We start from the raw sequence: 14,345 nt of genomic DNA, 5'->3' as shown, positions 1-14,345 counted from the left end.
GGCAGAAGCCGAGGGACCAGGGTGGCCTGTGCCACCCCGGGCCCTCCGGCCGCTGCCCGGCGTATGCGGCTCCGGTACCGCACACGCCGGCTACTTTTGCCGGCGGACCTTGAGCAGCACCAGGACGACCATGCCGATACCGGCAAGTGCGAGGATGGTCCAGATGAGGCCGGCGGGCATGCCGGCCAGGGGCTGGCTGTCGTCGGAATCCTCTGTGGCCTCGACAGGTGCGGGTGCTGCCGCCGGCGGGCTGGCGTTCGCGCCCTCGGGTGCGGAGCTGGCGACCTCCGCGGGGTCGTTGATCTCGAAGTCAATGTCCTTGGCGATCGGGTGGCCGTCGGAGGACACCACGCGGGCCACCAGCGTGTAGCTGCCGTTGGTCAGCGGGGCCTCCGGAGTCACCGTGACGTCTCGGCGGTCGATGCTGAATGTCGTCCCGACCTTTTGACCGTCCGCCGCTTTCAGTTCGAGAATCGTGCCGATCTTCTTGATGTCACCGCTGAAGGTAAGCACGAGTGATGTTGGTGCGCTCTTCAGCACGTCGCCGGAGGCAGGGGTTGAAGAGATCAGTTCGTCGTGCGCCTGGGCACTTGAGACCCCAATGAAGGTCATCAGGCACAGCAGCACTGCGGCAAAGATGACGCCAATTCGGGTAGCCGTTCGTGGGGTTTGGATTGCATCGGTCATGGGTCTTGTGGTCCTGTCCTTCGCGGCAGCTATGCGCCGCGCTTGTGGTCTGGGGCTTCTACGAGAATGCGAAAGCGGGACCACCGGGAGGACCTCGGCGATGCAAGGCAGGCCGCAACACGTCCCTGAGGACCGGGGACTGGTAGGCGACGCCGAGCAACGGCTGTTTGCCGCTTGCGGACGGCAGGCCGCCAATGAAGAGGATCCGTCGCGGCACGCGTAGGGACACTGCCTCGGCAAATGCACGAACCGCCATTTCGCCCCGGCGCAGGGCGGCAATGGTCAGCAGTGCAGCGACCAGGTGGGCGACGGGCATCAACCAGGGATTGGAGGCATCACCAGTGCCTGCGCCTGCCAATGACGGACCGACGACCAGATCCATTTCGTGTGCTGCATGTCCGGCGAGGCCGGTGGACTCATGGAGCAATCCGGAGGGCTGGTGTCGGTGCCCGAAAAGGGCGAAAGCCCCATGGTAGGCACCCTGGCTCAATGCCACGGCCAGGACGGTGCGCAACAACGAGATCCCGCTCGAGGACAACGCCGTGCAGATGGCCGCGCTGATGCAGAGCAAGAGTCCGAGAATCGGCAGCGGCGGCAGGGCACCGTCGACCAAGGTGTGGGAGGCAGCTGCAAGGCAGGTGCATAGAAGTGCACCAATCCAGCCACGCAGTATGCGCAGGCCTTGATTCTTCATGCCGTGATTCCTCCGCTAGGGAATTTCGAGGTCTTGCCTACAAGTTCCAGCAGACATTCTACGGGTTTCTACTGTACGTAGAACCCGGATTTCGCCGAGGGCTCCCGTTAACGCCAAACCGCCCCCTGGCACCCGGTCGGTGGACCGAGGCTGGAGGCGGTTTGAAAGCTGTTGCGCGGGGCGCGGACTACTTGCCGGTGACGGCAGCCTTCAGCTTCGAGCCAGCGGTCAGCTTGACCGAGTGGCCGGCCGGAATCTGGATGGCTTCGCCGGTCTGCGGGTTGCGGCCGGTGCGTGCTGCACGGTCGGTGCGCTCGACTGCGAGCCATCCCGGGATCGAGACCTTCTCGCCCTTGGAAATCTGGGAAACGAATACGTCGAACACTGCATCCAAAACACCGTTGACGGCTACCTGGGAGTTGCCGGTCTTCTCGGCGACAGCTGCAACAAGTTCACTACGGTTCATAGCCAAAGTATGTCCTCCTGGACTTCTCTTCCCGCCCGTTATCGGCGCGGGTCGCCTCGCGTTCGCGGGGACTTCTGTGTGAGAACTTACCAAATCTTCCTGCGCGAAACGCCCGATTTGGGCCGAATTCCCGGGAAATTTTTGAACTTTGGCAGGTTTTTCGCTGTCAGCGGTAGATTTTTCCCTAAAAGAGAGACGAACAGCACGCTTGGGCACCGAGAGGGGTTCAAGCAGGTCTGTCACCCCCAGCGACCGTTTACTGTCCTTTAGCCGACCAATTTCCGGTGTGGTTTGTCCCGCCGGGATCGAATCACGGGCGATACCAGGCCCTAGCCGAGCAGGGAATTTCCGGTGGCGGATTCGGCCGCGAACCAGATGGTTTTCGCCGCGTCCCGGTTCGTGGTGATGGATGCGGGCCTGGACACTGTTGGGCCACCCTTGACCCAACCCCGCGGACCGTAAAACACTGGTCCCGGCAGCTCGAAAGCCTTGGGGTCCAGGGACGCCCGAACGATGGGCCAGGCGCCGCGGTCCTTGCCCTGGGTGAAGGGCGCCTGGAGCGTATCGCCGGTTCGCTTCAGAATGCCTGGCTCATTGATCCCGGCAACAGCGGGGGTGCGCCCGGAAATCGAATAGCCGGGATGCGCGCACAGTGCACGGATGCTGCTCGACGCCAGCTGGAGTCGTCGGTCGAGCTCGAAGGCAAAGGACTGGACCATGATCTTGGATTGCGCGTAGGCACGCCACGGCGAATAGTTTTCCAGCAACTGCGGATCGTCAAGGTGCGGGCGAACCAGCCGTGTCGACAGCGATCCAAGTGTCACCACGCGGGCGGCGCCTGCCCGTTCCAATGCAGGCAGAAGTCCGGCGACCAAGGCAAAGTGGCCGAAGTAGTTTGTCGCTGCCACCAGTTCCAGTCCATCCACGCTGCTCCGGCGCGTGCGCGGAGTGTGGACCATGCCGGCGTTGGCAATCAGGACATCCAGATGTGAGAGACCGTTGAGCATCTTGGCCGTGTTGGCCACGGAATCGAGGCTGGATACATCGAGCTCGACGGTGCGAAGATTTGCTTCGGGCACCCGGGCTCGGATGGCCTTGGCAGCGATTTCGGCCTTGCCGGTGTTGCGGCACGCCATGATGACCTCGGCGCCGCGCTGGGCGAGCTGGAGGCTGCTCCAAAAGCCGATTCCGGCATTCGCTCCGGTAACCAGAATCCGCATCCCCGATGCATCGCCGGCCTGTGCCTCGGTGTCCATCAGTGGTGCGGCCCGATTCGGGTTCGTATCTGTGGTTTGATTCTTGCTCATGATTTCCAAAGCTACAGCCTGCCTTCCATTCGGCCGGCGTTGCGGCGTGGTTGATGCCGCCCACCCTCTCCTCGGCGCAGGGGGGGCAACAACTCGAAAGTCCCAACCACAGGTCCTGCAAACCTCACCATGGTTCTTCGTTGCCCCGTCGTCTTGGCCTCGATAGTGTTGGCAACGAACCGTTCTGGAAGGCTGGCACCACACATGTCCCGACGCAATCTTGAGGAAAACAGCGAGGCCTCGCTGCGTTCGGCCCGTTATCGATCGGAACGTGAAAACGCCGAAGAACACATACCCGCCGATGAATACGCCCGGCGGACCGGGAAAACATTTGGCGACACTGAGGACTCGACATCGACCATCCCGCAGTTCCACGCCGACGACGATGTTTGGGAGGTCGCCAACAGCGCCCTCGATGCAGCTTTTGCACGGGGCGAATTCGACAACCTTGCATACGCCGGCAAACCCATACCCGGCCTGGGCACCTCAACGGACCCCGATTGGTGGGTCAAGGGACTTATTGAGCGAGAGCACATCAGCGGCCTCGGTCCCCCTGCCTTGATGCTGCGAAAGGAAGACGAAGAGCTTGAGTCGACACTCGACCAGCTGGCCGGCCAGACCGCCGTGCGCGAGCTGCTGGAGGACTTCAACGCCCGTGTCATCGAGGCACGCCGCCAACTATTGGGCGGTCCTCCGGTAATCACTCCCCTACGGGACGTCGACGCCGAAATCGCAGCCTGGAAATCACGACGAAACGACGATGCAGGGACTGATGAGACGCCGGAGGTGCGCCCGCGTGCCTTCTGGCTCGGTCGATGGCTGACTACGCGCAAAACGCACTAATCCCGACGTCGCCCGGAGTCAGCCAGCAATAAAGTCGCTGGCCGCTTAAATGGCCAATGGCCCCAACCGAATCGGTTGGAGCCATTGACTGCTTCTGGAATTTACCAGGAAGACTTGGTGATGCCCGGAAGCTCGCCACGGTGTGCCATGTCGCGGAAGCGAACACGGGAGATACCGAACTTCTGGAGGGTACCGCGGGGACGGCCGTCGATGGCGTCGCGGTTGCGAACGCGGATCGGCGATGCGTTGCGGGGCAGCTTCTGCAGGCCCAAGCGGGCCTCTTCGCGTGCCTCATCGGTTGCGTTCGGGTCAACGAGGGTCTTCTTCAAGGTTGCACGCTTTTCGGCGTAACGCTCTACGATGACCTTGCGCTGCTCGTTCTTAGCAATCATGGACTTCTTGGCCATCTTTAGCGCTCCTCTCGGAATTCGACGTGCTTGCGGACTACCGGGTCGTACTTCTTCAGAACCATGCGGTCTGGGTTGTTACGACGGTTCTTACGGGTCACGTAAGTGAAACCGGTGCCGGCGGTCGACTTGAGCTTGATGATGGGACGTACGTCCTTATCCTTAGCCACTAGATCTTCACACCCTTTGCAATGAGTCCGGTTACAACGGCGTCGATACCGCGAACGTCAATGAGCTTGATGCCCTTTGCCGACAGGGTCAGCGTGACGTTACGGCGCAGGGACGGAACCCAGTAGCGCTTCTTCTGGATATTCGGGTCGAACCGACGCTTGTTGCGGCGGTGCGAGTGGGAGATGCTGTGTCCGAAGTTCGGAACTGCACCAGTCACCTGGCATACTGCTGCCATGATCACTCCTCAGTTGTAGTAAATATTGGCGGTACTCGTTGACAGATACAGCGGAAAACTGCTGCCTCTGAATCTGCGTATAAGAGTCCCGCCACCAGTTGTGACACCGTTATTACTGCACACTTTGAAGGTAACCAGGCTGGGTGAGAACCAACCGAAGCGCCTTGATTAGCGTGAAAGACGGTGAACCTCGCGGTCGGTGAGTATTTTTCCCTACTCACATAACCGCGATATTCGGTTTTACGGGTAACCGCACAAACCCGATTGGGCATGCACGACTTAACGCCTAATCATTCTAGGCGATTAACACATCGGCAGCCAAATCGACAACAGGCCTTTTAAGCTTCCCTGCATGCGATCTACCTCACTACCGCGGCCGGTTGGGCCGCTGCGGGGCAGATTGGCCCGGACGCTCCCTACCGAAGGATCCAGTGTTCGGGGTTCAGCCGACCGACGAGCTTCCGGCCGATTCGCGCCAATTCAGCGACATCGCGGTCGTCAAGTCCTTGAAAAATCAGCTTTTGCACCGAATCGACGTGTTCGGGGGCCAGGGAAACGACAGTGTCCCAACCTTCGCCCGTGAGCTTGGCAATGGTGACCCGGGCGTCCTCGGCGGACCTGCTGCGCATGACCCACCCGCGCCCCTCAAGCTTCTTGACCACATGCGAGAGGCGCGACAGCGAGGAACTGGTGCGCGATGCAAGCTCGCTCATGGGGAGGATGTGATCGGGTGCCTCCGACAACATGGCCAGCACCGTGTAGTCAAACAGGGTGATCTTTGCCTGGACCTGCAACTCGCTGTCGAGAGCCGCCGGCAACAACGTCGTAACCGACACCAGTGCCAACCAGGCTTCTCGTTCCACGGGCGTCAGCCACTTCGGTTCAGTCATGGGCACTATCCTTCCATAGGCCCCGCCCGCATTCCCCTTTTTCGCCCTTGTCACCAGTGGTTAGTGGCATAAATCGCCCTCCTTGCACCGTCAGCGCGCGGCAAGCGCCTTGCGGCGGCGGTAGGCAATGACCTGGGAGGTCACCACGACCACCAGCGCAAGGATGAACATCGCCGATCCGATCACGTTCGCCTGGGCCGGGATGCCCCGGGTGGCAGAGACGTAGATGAACTTCGGGAAGGTCGAGAAGTTCCCGGAGTTGAAGTTCGTGATGATGAAGTCGTCGAAGCTCATCGCGAACGACAGCAATGCCGCGGCCACGATGCCGGGAACCAATAGCGGGAAGGTCACCTTCCAGAAGGTGGCGAACGGACTGGCGTAGAGGTCGGAGGCTGCTTCTTCCAGTCGCGGGTCCAGCGACGACACTCGCGCCCTAACCGTAACCACCACGAACGACATGCAGAAGATGATGTGGGAAATCACGATGGTGCTGAATCCGAGTTCCCATCCAAGGTTCAGAAACTGGGCCAGGAGGGAGGCGCCGAGCACCACCTCCGGTGTTGCCAGGGGCAGGATGATCAGCAAGTCCGCGGTATTGCGGAACTTGAACTTGTAGCGCACCAGCCCCAATGCCACGCAGGTTCCGAGAACCGTGGCGAAGATGGTGGCAACCACGCCGATCTGCAGTGAGTTCACCAACGACTCGCACACGTTGGGCGCACCGCAGGGGTTCTTCCAGTTGTCGAGCGTGAATCCACGCCATTCAAGATTGGTTCGCCCGGCATCGTTGAACGAGAAAACGAAGATGTAGGCAATTGGTACCAGCAGATAGATGAAGGCAAGGCCCCCGGCGACCGGAATGAACCAGCGCCCAAATTTTTGTCTCATGCCAAGCCTTCCTAGAACAGTTCCTTGGTGCCGAAGCGCCTGATGTAGATCATGACCAACGCAAGGATCAGGATCATCAGGATGAAGCTCAGCGCCGAGGCCCCGGGGTAGTCGACAACCTTGAAGAAGCGCGAATCGATGATCTGCCCGATCATGGCCGTGTCGCGGTTGTTCCCCAGCAGTGCGGCATTGACGTAATCGCCGGCCGCCGGGATAAAGGTGAGCAGGGTTCCGGCAAAGACGCCGGGCATCGACAGGGGCAAGGTCACCTTGAAGAAGGTGGTCAGCGGACTGGCGTACAGGTCTCCCGAGGCCTCCAGGAGGTTGGTGTCCAGCCGGTCCAGGTTCGCGTAGATCGGCAACATCATGAACGGCAGGAAGTTGTAGGTCAGCCCGCACACGACGGCGAAAGCGGTGGCGGTGAGGTGGCCGTCCGCCGGCAGGATCGCGATGGCCCGCAGCACCGTCACCACCGGTCCTTCGTCGGAGAGAATCTGCTTCCATGCCTGGGTGCGCAGGATGAAGCTGGAGAAGAACGGTGCGATCAAAAGCACCAACAGGATCCCCTGCAACAGCTGCCGCCCCCTCAGCCGAACCGCCACGAGATACGCCATGGGGTAGCCGATGACCAAGGCAGCAACGGTTGCGATGAACGCGAAGATGAACGAGCGCAGGAACACCTCCCAATAGGCGCTGACCACAGTGGCGTAGTTGCCGAATTCGAGTCCCGGAACGAACTCGCCGATTTCGGCTCCCGGGGGCCTGGCGTAGAGCGACATTCCCAGGAGCACCACGACCGGGGCCGCAAAGAACAGGGCCAGGACGGCCATGCCCGGAATGATCAGGTACAGGCCGATCCGGCCCTTGCGCCTTTCGGCGAGGATTTCCTCTTCGCTGCGCAGGTCCTGTGGAGGCTTGCTCTTGCGCCGGGACGAACGGGCAGCGGTGGCGGTCATACCGCGTCCTGCCCTGTTGTGGTCTTCTCTGACCCGTCGAGACCGAAGGAGAATTCCGGTTCCCAGGTCATGCGGACGGTGTCCCCGCGCTGTGCCGGGGCTTGTCCCAGGTTCTGGGAGAACGTGGCGATGGTTCCGATGCCTTGGACCTCCACCAGGTATTCGGTGCTGACCCCGGTGAACGAGGCGTCCAAGACGGAGCCGGTGAGCATGTTGGCGCTGGCCGAGTATTCGTCGGTCACGTTCATCACCCGCATCTTCTCCGGTCGAACGCCCACCACGGCGGCACCATGATGCGACACGGCCCGCTCCTTGGGCATGACCAGCCGGTGGCCCGCCACGTTGACGGCGACGGCGTCGCCGAGGTCCTCGGTGACGGTTCCGGGCATGAGATTGGATTTGCCCAGAAAGTTGGCGACAAAGGCGGTCCTGGGCAGTTCATACAAATCGCGTGGGGCACCCATTTGCTCGATCTTGCCCTTGTTCATCACCGCTACGGTGTCGGCCATGGTCATGGCCTCCTCCTGGTCGTGGGTCACGTGGATGAACGTCAGGCCGACCTCGGTCTGGATGGATTTGAGTTCGACCTGCATTTGCCGCCGCAGCTTCATGTCGAGCGCACCGAGGGGTTCGTCGAGCAACAGGACCGCGGGACGGTTGACCAGGGCGCGGGCGAGGGCCACTCGCTGCTGCTGCCCGCCGGAGAGTTGCATGGGCTTGCGCGCGGACATGTGGTCCAGCTCCACCATGGCCAGCGCCGCCTTGGCCCGCTCGAGTGAATCCTTGACCCGCTTTCGCTTGAGTCCAAAGGCCACGTTGTCCAGAACGGTCATGTGCGGGAAAAGGGCGTAGGACTGGAAGACCGTGTTCACCTGGCGTTGAAAGGACGGGAGCTTGGTGACGTCCTTGCCGCCGATGCTGATGGTGCCGCTGGTGGGCTGTTCCAGGCCTGCGATCATCCGAAGCGTGGTGGTCTTGCCGCAGCCCGAGGGTCCCAGCAGGGCGAAGAACGTACCGCTTGGCACCGTCAGCGTCAGGTCGTCGACGGCGGTGAAATCCGTGAACCGCTTCGTGACATTGCCCAGGTGGAGGTCGGCTCCGGAGGAGGCTGTGGGCTGGGTTTGGTCCTTCAGGGTGGTCGTGGTTGTCATTATCGGACGCCAATCACTTGCTGGGACTCGTTGTGGACCGGGGTTTCGGCCATCCCGCGGACGGGTCGCCGGTGCGAGGCCCGGCGGTGTCCGAGGAATGGCATCAAGCGCCGATCGATGTCTGGAACTGGCCGTTGAAATTGGTTTCTTCCTCGGCGCTCAGGGACCTGAACACGTGTGCCTTGGCCAGATCGGACTCAGAGGGGAAGATCAACGGATTGTCCATCAGGCTCGGATCGATTTTTTCCATCGCCTCCTTGGCGCCCTGGACCGGGGAAATGAAGTTCACGTAGGCCGCCACCTGGGCCGCGATCTCCGGTTCGTAGTAGTAGTCCATCAGCTTTTCGGCATTGGCCTTGCGGGGAGATGCCACGGGAACCATGAGGTTGTCGCTCCACAGCGTTCCGCCTGCCTCCGGGAGCACGAACTCCCACTGGTCGTCGTTCTCGAAGTTCATCTGGGTGATGTCGCCACTCCAGACTATTCCGGCAATTGCGTCCCCGGAGATGAAGTCTTCCTTGTAGGAGTTGCCCTTGACCTGTCGGATCTGTCCGTTGGCGATTTGTTGGGAGAGCACGTCGGTGGCGGCCGCGAATTCGGTGTCTCCCCAGCCGCCGGCGATGTCCACGCCGTTGTCGAGCATCAGCAGACCCATGGTGTCGCGCATTTCATCGAGTACGGTGATGCGGCCCTTGAGGTCAGAATTCCACAGGTCTGAGACCGTCCGAAGGCCCTTGGGGTACTTTGCCTTGTTATAGGCAATGCCCGCGTAGCCGCTTTGCCAGGTCAACGAGTTCTTGCGCCCCGGGTCGAAGTCGACTTCCTGCAAGCTCGGCAGCAGGTTTTTGATATTGGGGATGTTCGCATGGTCCAGCTCCTGGGTGAACCCTTGGCGAATCACGCGGCCGGCCATCCAGTCGGTCAGGGTCATGATGTCCTGCCCGATGTCCTGCCCGGCCGCGAGCTGCGCCTGGACCTTGCCGTAATAGGAATCGTTTCCGTCGATGTCCTCGGCGTAGTTCACCTTGATTCCGGTGCGCTTGGTGAAGTCCTCCAGCGTCGGATAGTTCTTGGCCTCATCGTCGTAGTCCAGGTAGAGGGTCCAGTTGGCCCAGAAGATGTTCTTGTCGCTTTGGGACAAGTCGCTCACTGCGCTGGCGCTGCTCGCGGTGTTGCTTCCCGTGCCTCCGGTTCCGCAGGCGGCCAGGAAGGCCGCGAGCCCAAGGCCCCCGGCACCGGCCAGCAACTTGCGTCGCGAGAGCTGGATTCTTTGCGCCTGCCGGACCAGGGCCCGTACCGCTGGATCCCTGGGCAGCTCACGCTGGTTCTGGTTGGACATTCTCGGATTCCCCTTCAACTGGGCAGCGTCTTCCCCTGACGCGCAGTGGGTGATCGTGACCCCAGTCACGCTCGACTCTTGACATGGATCATGTCAGGAATCATCTGTGCTGACAATAGTTTTCGTTGACTTACATTTCGCACACGAAGGAAATCAACCGTGAGGCGACCCTTCCACAACTGATTCCTTAGGGCTATGCTCATTCTCAAGCAATGTGGCAGGGGCCGCGTCGCGGAGCACGGACACCCGTCTGATCGATCAGGAGGTCGATAGGAAGTGACCCAGTCCCCACCCAACGGAGCATCCAACGGTTTCATCATGGATGAAACCTCCAAGGCCATCATTGAGCAGTTGCAGCAGGACGGTCGCCGTTCCTACGCAGCGATCGGCAAAGCGGTTGGCCTGAGCGAGGCCGCGGTGCGGCAACGGGTCCAGAAACTCGTCGATAGCAAAGTCATGCAGGTGGTTGCGGTCACCGACCCCCTCCAGCTTGGCTTCAAGCGCCAGGCCCTGCTGGGCATTAGGTCCACCGGCGACATCATTGCCACAGCGGATCGGATCGCCGCCCTGCCCGAAGTCGACTACTGCGTTGTGGTGGCCGGTCCTTCGGACATCATTGCCGAAGTCATTTGCGCCAATGATGAGGACCTGCTTCGTATCATCACTGAAATTCGATCCGTGGAAGGGGTACGTGAAACCGAAACGTTCATGTATCTCTCGCTACGCAAACAGGAATATAACTGGGGTACCCGATGAGCATTTCAAGCACCACCGCCAGCACCTCCACCAGCACCTCCACCAGCTCCACGCCCCTGGGAACCGACCGACAATCGGCCGCCCGGGACCACCTGTGGATGCACATGGCTCGCCACTCTCCCTTACAGGGCGGGGCCCGAGTCCCGATCATCACCCGCGGCCAGGGGCACATGCTCTACGACGATGCGGGCAAGAGCTACATCGACGGCCTGGCCGGCCTCTTTGTCGTCAACGCCGGCCACGGGAGGGCCGAGCTGGCCGAGGCCGCGGCCAAGCAGGCGGAGAAACTGGCCTTCATGCCCCTGTGGTCCTATGCGCACGAACCGGCCATCGACCTGGCCGAGCGCCTGGCCAACTACGCACCAGGCGACCTTAACCGCGTCTTTTTCACCACCGGCGGCGGAGAAGCCGTCGAATCGGCATTCAAGTTAGCCAAGCAGTACTTCAAGCTGCAGGGAAAACCGGGAAAGCACAAGGTCATTTCCCGCGCTCTTGCCTACCATGGCACCCCGCAGGGCGCTCTGGCCATCACGTCGTTGCCGGACATGAAGACACCATTCGAGCCGCTGGTGCCCGGGACCTTCCGGGTGCCGAACACCAACTTCTACCGCGCCCCGGAGCAGTTCGCCGACAACGAGAAGGACTTCGGCCTGTGGGCCGCCGAGCGCATCCGCGAGGCGATCGAGTTCGAGGGGGCGGATTCCGTAGCGGCGGTCTTCCTTGAACCGGTGCAGAACTCCGGCGGTTGCTTCCCGCCGCCGCCGGGATACTTCCAGCGGGTGCGCGAAATCTGCGACGAGTACGACGTGTTGTTGGTCTCTGACGAGGTCATCTGTGCCTTCGGCCGCATCGGCTCGATGTTCGCCTGCGATGACTTCGGCTACGTGCCGGACATCATCACCTGCGCCAAGGGCATGACCAGCGGCTACTCTCCGCTGGGTGCCATGATCGCCTCGGAGAAGCTCTTCGAGCCGTTCAAGCACGGGGACACCACGTTCTATCACGGCTACACCTTTGGCGGGCACCCCGTGTCTGCAGCCGTGGCGATGGCGAATTTGGACATCTTCGAGCGCGAGGGCCTGAACCAGCGGGTCAAGGACAATGCACCGATCTTCAAGTCCACTCTGGAGAGGCTCAAGGACCTGCCGATTGTCGGGGACGTGCGCGGCGCCGGCTACTTCTACGGCATCGAGTTGGTCAAGGACAAGAAGACCAAGGAGACGTTCAATGACGATGAGTCCGAGCGCCTGTTGCGCGGCTTCCTCTCCACCGCACTCTTTGACGCCGGCTTGTATTGCCGCGCCGATGACCGCGGGGACCCGGTCATCCAATTGGCACCGCCACTGACGGTGGGCCCGCCGGAGTTCGATGCGATGGAGTCGATCCTGCGGTCGGTGTTGACCGAAGCGGAAAACCACTTCTAGAAAATGCTCGGTCGTCAGTAGGGGCGGGAGTCGATTGGTTATATCGGCTCCCGCCCCTACTCTGCTGTGGTGTCCTTTCGCGCCCCAGCTCCGTCCCTGTCGGCGCGAAGGCCGGGCTACTTGAGTTCGATCTCCACGAACACGAACTCGGAGGCCGCGTCGTTGAAGACATTGTGCTCGCTGCCTGCGACCCTGGTGTAGGAAACCCCCGCCTGCAAGGAATTCACGACGACACCGTCCCTTGTCTCCAGGCCCAGCTCACCAGTGGACATCGGTACCACGACGTAGTCTGCGGGATGGACGTGCCAGCCGGTCTCCGTCCCCGGGGCGAAACGCCATTCGGTGACGCGTATGCGCTCATTCTCAATCTGGATGGTGGCAGTGGCAGCAGGACGTGTCATCGTTATCGTTCGCTTTCCATGTTTCGGTACTCGACCAATGTTCGGGTGGAAGCCAGGGGGGCTGCCGCGGTTCGCGGGCGCGTAGCCGGGCAAAGCCGGCAACAGCGCCGCGGCGTGCCTCGCCGCTCTCATTCTGTCTCAATGCCAATAGTCAGGACAAGAAAAATGGCCGGGCCCCGAAATAGGATTCCGATCCTGAGGAAGTAGTCCCGGCAGAGGAAACCGCGTCGTAGGGCAGCCGAACCACGCTTCACTGCCGCCTGGCTCTCGCCTCGTTGGCTGACGTCGCCCACCACCGTGTTGCTGGCCCCAGGACCCGAGGCATCGCCGAAAAAAGTCGGCGATGCGCAAGAAGATGCGCAAGAACAAGACACGCAAGAACAAGTCGACCTTCCCCCACTGTTTTCACGAAGAAGGGCCGGGGAGGTTCATCCTGAACTTCCCCGACCCTGAAATCCTTTGCGGATGGAAACTCCGGCCGTCGCCGAAGCGGGCGCTAGCTAGGCTCCGCGTGCCGTTGCAAGCCTGTTCAGCGCCAGTGCGCCTACCAGCAACCCGAAATCGCGCAGGGCGACGTCGAAGAAGCCCGGCAGCACGAGCAGGTTGACGATGATGCCCAGCAGCCAGAGGGCGACGACCAACGATCCAATCTTGGGGCGCAGCGCGACCAGGATTCCGGCCACGATCTCCACGACACCGACCACGTACATGAACACCTGTGGGCTGACCGGGATGATGTCGGTGGCCAAGGGTGCCAGGTATTGCGTCCAATCGGTGAGGATGTTGGTGAACTTGTCGAGCCCGAAGACGATCGGCGCGACGGTAAAGATGGTTCGCAGGAGCACGAACGCTTGGTGGTTGAGCTTGGCGCTGCGTTCGGTTGCAGCACTCACTGTGTGAGTGGCCATGATGTCGGCCCTTCTTTCTAAAGTGATGATGCCTAATTTTAGAAACGCAGCCGTCTCTAAGTCAACAGATACTAGCTTTAGATTTACACTGGAGCCATGAAGTTTCCACCGGGTGATCAAGGGCTCTCGGCCGTGGCCGCATTGGCGGATCCGGTACGCAAGGCAGTGTACGAATTCGTGCGAACCAGCGAGGCAGCCGTGGGGCGGGACGAGTGCGCCGCGGCCCTCGGGTGGCCCCGCAACACTGTGGCCTTCCAGCTGGACAAGTTGGCCGACCAAGGGCTGCTGACCGTGGAGTTCCGCCGGCTTAAGGGAAAGGGCGGCCCGGGTTCCGGACGGCCGGCAAAGCTCTACGCGGCCGCGCATCTGGACGTGGCGGCCAGTGTGCCGCACCGCGAATACGCCCTGGCCGCGGACCTCATGGCAAAGGCCATCGAAAGGGCCGGCACCGAAGACCGGCCGGTCACCACCGTATTGGCGGAGGTCGCCCGGGAGGCCGGACAGGTGATCGGCACCCGCGCAGGCTCATTGACCCAGCTGCTGGCGGATCACGGATACCGCCCGGAGGTCCGCCGAGACGGCTCTGTCGAGCTCCTCGACTGTCCGTTCCACCACCTTTCGGCAAACCACAGGGACACCGTGTGCTCCATGAACCTCGAGCTGCTCACGGCGGTGGTCGACGGGTCCGAAGCACCATACCGGGTCTGCCTTGATCCACCCACGCACCAGCACCACTGCTGCGTGAGGTTGGACCCCCTGGAGTCATAACCGCATTGGAATTCGACGGCTTCATAAAGTTTCCCCGACCTACACTGCCTCGGG

18 protein-coding genes are annotated in these 14,345 nt (G+C 61.6%); 4 read left to right on the top strand and 14 right to left on the bottom strand.

Annotated features, from left to right (window positions below; genetic code table 11):
* Window positions 1-90 precede the first annotated feature (90 nt).
* From Q2T94_RS13015 to Q2T94_RS13000, 4 genes are all read right to left on the bottom strand, one after another.
* Window positions 91-687, bottom strand: a complete 597-nt coding sequence (locus Q2T94_RS13015; protein WP_302264874.1) for a copper resistance CopC family protein — start codon at window positions 685-687, stop codon at window positions 91-93.
* A 58-nt stretch (window positions 688-745) separates the two neighbouring features.
* Window positions 746-1,381 (bottom strand): hypothetical protein, encoded by a 636-nt coding sequence (locus Q2T94_RS13010; RefSeq protein WP_302264872.1) that lies wholly within the window; start codon window positions 1,379-1,381, stop codon window positions 746-748.
* A gap of 187 nt (window positions 1,382-1,568) precedes the next feature.
* Window positions 1,569-1,853, bottom strand: coding sequence for an HU family DNA-binding protein (locus tag Q2T94_RS13005; protein WP_071212675.1), 285 nt, complete (start codon window positions 1,851-1,853; stop codon window positions 1,569-1,571).
* A 323-nt stretch (window positions 1,854-2,176) separates the two neighbouring features.
* On the bottom strand, window positions 2,177-3,154 hold the full coding sequence (locus Q2T94_RS13000) for an SDR family NAD(P)-dependent oxidoreductase (RefSeq protein ID WP_302264870.1): 978 nt from the start codon (window positions 3,152-3,154) through the stop codon (window positions 2,177-2,179).
* A gap of 204 nt (window positions 3,155-3,358) precedes the next feature.
* On the opposite strand from Q2T94_RS13000, the gene Q2T94_RS12995 reads away from it, so the two are divergent.
* Entirely contained in the window at window positions 3,359-3,997 is a 639-nt protein-coding gene (locus Q2T94_RS12995; RefSeq protein ID WP_302264869.1) for a DnaJ family domain-containing protein, read from the top strand.
* Between the two features lie 101 nt (window positions 3,998-4,098).
* On the opposite strand, the gene rpsN is transcribed toward Q2T94_RS12995, so the two are convergent.
* The 8 genes from rpsN to Q2T94_RS12955 all read right to left on the bottom strand — a co-directional run bounded on the left by rpsN (window position 4,099) and on the right by Q2T94_RS12955 (window position 10,034).
* On the bottom strand, window positions 4,099-4,404 hold the full coding sequence (gene rpsN / locus Q2T94_RS12990; protein WP_068733062.1) for a 30S ribosomal protein S14: 306 nt from the start codon (window positions 4,402-4,404) through the stop codon (window positions 4,099-4,101).
* 2 nt (window positions 4,405-4,406) lie between these two features.
* A complete protein-coding gene (gene rpmG / locus Q2T94_RS12985; protein WP_007270730.1) occupies window positions 4,407-4,574 on the bottom strand; it encodes a 50S ribosomal protein L33 in 168 nt (55 codons plus the stop codon).
* Window positions 4,574-4,810 carry a 50S ribosomal protein L28 gene (gene rpmB, locus Q2T94_RS12980; RefSeq protein ID WP_132359223.1) on the bottom strand — a complete coding sequence of 79 codons (237 nt, stop codon included), beginning with the start codon at window positions 4,808-4,810 and terminating at the stop codon, window positions 4,574-4,576. The genes rpmG and rpmB overlap by 1 nt, the downstream gene beginning before the upstream one ends.
* Before the next feature lie 416 nt (window positions 4,811-5,226).
* Window positions 5,227-5,700 carry a MarR family winged helix-turn-helix transcriptional regulator gene (locus Q2T94_RS12975; protein WP_302264863.1) on the bottom strand — a complete coding sequence of 158 codons (474 nt, stop codon included), beginning with the start codon at window positions 5,698-5,700 and terminating at the stop codon, window positions 5,227-5,229.
* Window positions 5,701-5,790: 90 nt separating this feature from the next.
* Entirely contained in the window at window positions 5,791-6,588 is a 798-nt protein-coding gene (locus Q2T94_RS12970) for an ABC transporter permease (protein WP_264269989.1), read from the bottom strand.
* Between the two features lie 11 nt (window positions 6,589-6,599).
* Window positions 6,600-7,544: an ABC transporter permease gene (locus Q2T94_RS12965; RefSeq protein WP_302264861.1), complete on the bottom strand. Its 945-nt coding sequence runs from the start codon at window positions 7,542-7,544 to the stop codon at window positions 6,600-6,602.
* Window positions 7,541-8,695: an ABC transporter ATP-binding protein gene (locus Q2T94_RS12960; RefSeq protein ID WP_264269991.1), complete on the bottom strand. Its 1,155-nt coding sequence runs from the start codon at window positions 8,693-8,695 to the stop codon at window positions 7,541-7,543. The genes Q2T94_RS12965 and Q2T94_RS12960 overlap by 4 nt, the downstream gene beginning before the upstream one ends.
* A gap of 103 nt (window positions 8,696-8,798) precedes the next feature.
* Complete coding sequence (locus tag Q2T94_RS12955; RefSeq protein ID WP_302264858.1) at window positions 8,799-10,034, bottom strand: polyamine ABC transporter substrate-binding protein; 1,236 nt, start codon at window positions 10,032-10,034, stop codon at window positions 8,799-8,801.
* A gap of 318 nt (window positions 10,035-10,352) precedes the next feature.
* On the opposite strand from Q2T94_RS12955, the gene Q2T94_RS12950 reads away from it, so the two are divergent.
* Entirely contained in the window at window positions 10,353-10,790 is a 438-nt protein-coding gene (locus Q2T94_RS12950; protein ID WP_071213195.1) for an Lrp/AsnC family transcriptional regulator, read from the top strand.
* Entirely contained in the window at window positions 10,787-12,214 is a 1,428-nt protein-coding gene (locus Q2T94_RS12945) for an aspartate aminotransferase family protein (RefSeq protein ID WP_302264850.1), read from the top strand. Before Q2T94_RS12950 ends, Q2T94_RS12945 begins: the two co-directional genes overlap by 4 nt.
* A 116-nt stretch (window positions 12,215-12,330) precedes the next feature.
* Here the strand turns inward: Q2T94_RS12945 and Q2T94_RS12940 are convergent, their stop codons facing one another.
* On the bottom strand, window positions 12,331-12,615 hold the full coding sequence (locus Q2T94_RS12940) for a cupin domain-containing protein (RefSeq protein WP_302264848.1): 285 nt from the start codon (window positions 12,613-12,615) through the stop codon (window positions 12,331-12,333).
* Window positions 12,616-13,115: 500 nt separating this feature from the next.
* Window positions 13,116-13,523: a DoxX family membrane protein gene (locus Q2T94_RS12935; protein WP_302264846.1), complete on the bottom strand. Its 408-nt coding sequence runs from the start codon at window positions 13,521-13,523 to the stop codon at window positions 13,116-13,118.
* Window positions 13,524-13,619: 96 nt separating this feature from the next.
* Here Q2T94_RS12935 and Q2T94_RS12930 point away from each other — a divergent pair, with 96 nt between their 5' ends.
* A complete protein-coding gene (locus Q2T94_RS12930) occupies window positions 13,620-14,291 on the top strand; it encodes a helix-turn-helix transcriptional regulator (RefSeq protein WP_302264844.1) in 672 nt (223 codons plus the stop codon).
* Window positions 14,292-14,345 lie beyond the last annotated feature (54 nt).

The organism is Paeniglutamicibacter sulfureus (assembly GCF_030512175.1).
Lineage (GTDB): Bacteria > Actinomycetota > Actinomycetes > Actinomycetales > Micrococcaceae > Paeniglutamicibacter > Paeniglutamicibacter sulfureus.
The sequence above is the reverse complement of the archived record's forward strand: the minus strand, read 5'-3'. Positions and strand labels throughout refer to the sequence as shown.

Coding starts and splice junctions, on each gene's coding strand:
- Q2T94_RS13015 (WP_302264874.1), bottom strand. CDS start 687: ATGACCGATGCAATCCAAACCCCACGAACGGCTACCCGAATTGGCGTC.
- Q2T94_RS13010 (WP_302264872.1), bottom strand. CDS start 1,381: ATGAAGAATCAAGGCCTGCGCATACTGCGTGGCTGGATTGGTGCACTT.
- Q2T94_RS13000 (WP_302264870.1), bottom strand. CDS start 3,154: ATGAGCAAGAATCAAACCACAGATACGAACCCGAATCGGGCCGCACCA.
- Q2T94_RS12995 (WP_302264869.1), top strand. CDS start 3,359: ATGTCCCGACGCAATCTTGAGGAAAACAGCGAGGCCTCGCTGCGTTCG.
- rpsN (WP_068733062.1), bottom strand. CDS start 4,404: ATGGCCAAGAAGTCCATGATTGCTAAGAACGAGCAGCGCAAGGTCATC.
- rpmB (WP_132359223.1), bottom strand. CDS start 4,810: ATGGCAGCAGTATGCCAGGTGACTGGTGCAGTTCCGAACTTCGGACAC.
- Q2T94_RS12975 (WP_302264863.1), bottom strand. CDS start 5,700: ATGACTGAACCGAAGTGGCTGACGCCCGTGGAACGAGAAGCCTGGTTG.
- Q2T94_RS12970 (WP_264269989.1), bottom strand. CDS start 6,588: ATGAGACAAAAATTTGGGCGCTGGTTCATTCCGGTCGCCGGGGGCCTT.
- Q2T94_RS12965 (WP_302264861.1), bottom strand. CDS start 7,544: ATGACCGCCACCGCTGCCCGTTCGTCCCGGCGCAAGAGCAAGCCTCCA.
- Q2T94_RS12960 (WP_264269991.1), bottom strand. CDS start 8,695: ATGACAACCACGACCACCCTGAAGGACCAAACCCAGCCCACAGCCTCC.
- Q2T94_RS12955 (WP_302264858.1), bottom strand. CDS start 10,034: ATGTCCAACCAGAACCAGCGTGAGCTGCCCAGGGATCCAGCGGTACGG.
- Q2T94_RS12950 (WP_071213195.1), top strand. CDS start 10,353: ATGGATGAAACCTCCAAGGCCATCATTGAGCAGTTGCAGCAGGACGGT.
- Q2T94_RS12945 (WP_302264850.1), top strand. CDS start 10,787: ATGAGCATTTCAAGCACCACCGCCAGCACCTCCACCAGCACCTCCACC.
- Q2T94_RS12940 (WP_302264848.1), bottom strand. CDS start 12,615: ATGACACGTCCTGCTGCCACTGCCACCATCCAGATTGAGAATGAGCGC.
- Q2T94_RS12935 (WP_302264846.1), bottom strand. CDS start 13,523: ATGGCCACTCACACAGTGAGTGCTGCAACCGAACGCAGCGCCAAGCTC.
- Q2T94_RS12930 (WP_302264844.1), top strand. CDS start 13,620: ATGAAGTTTCCACCGGGTGATCAAGGGCTCTCGGCCGTGGCCGCATTG.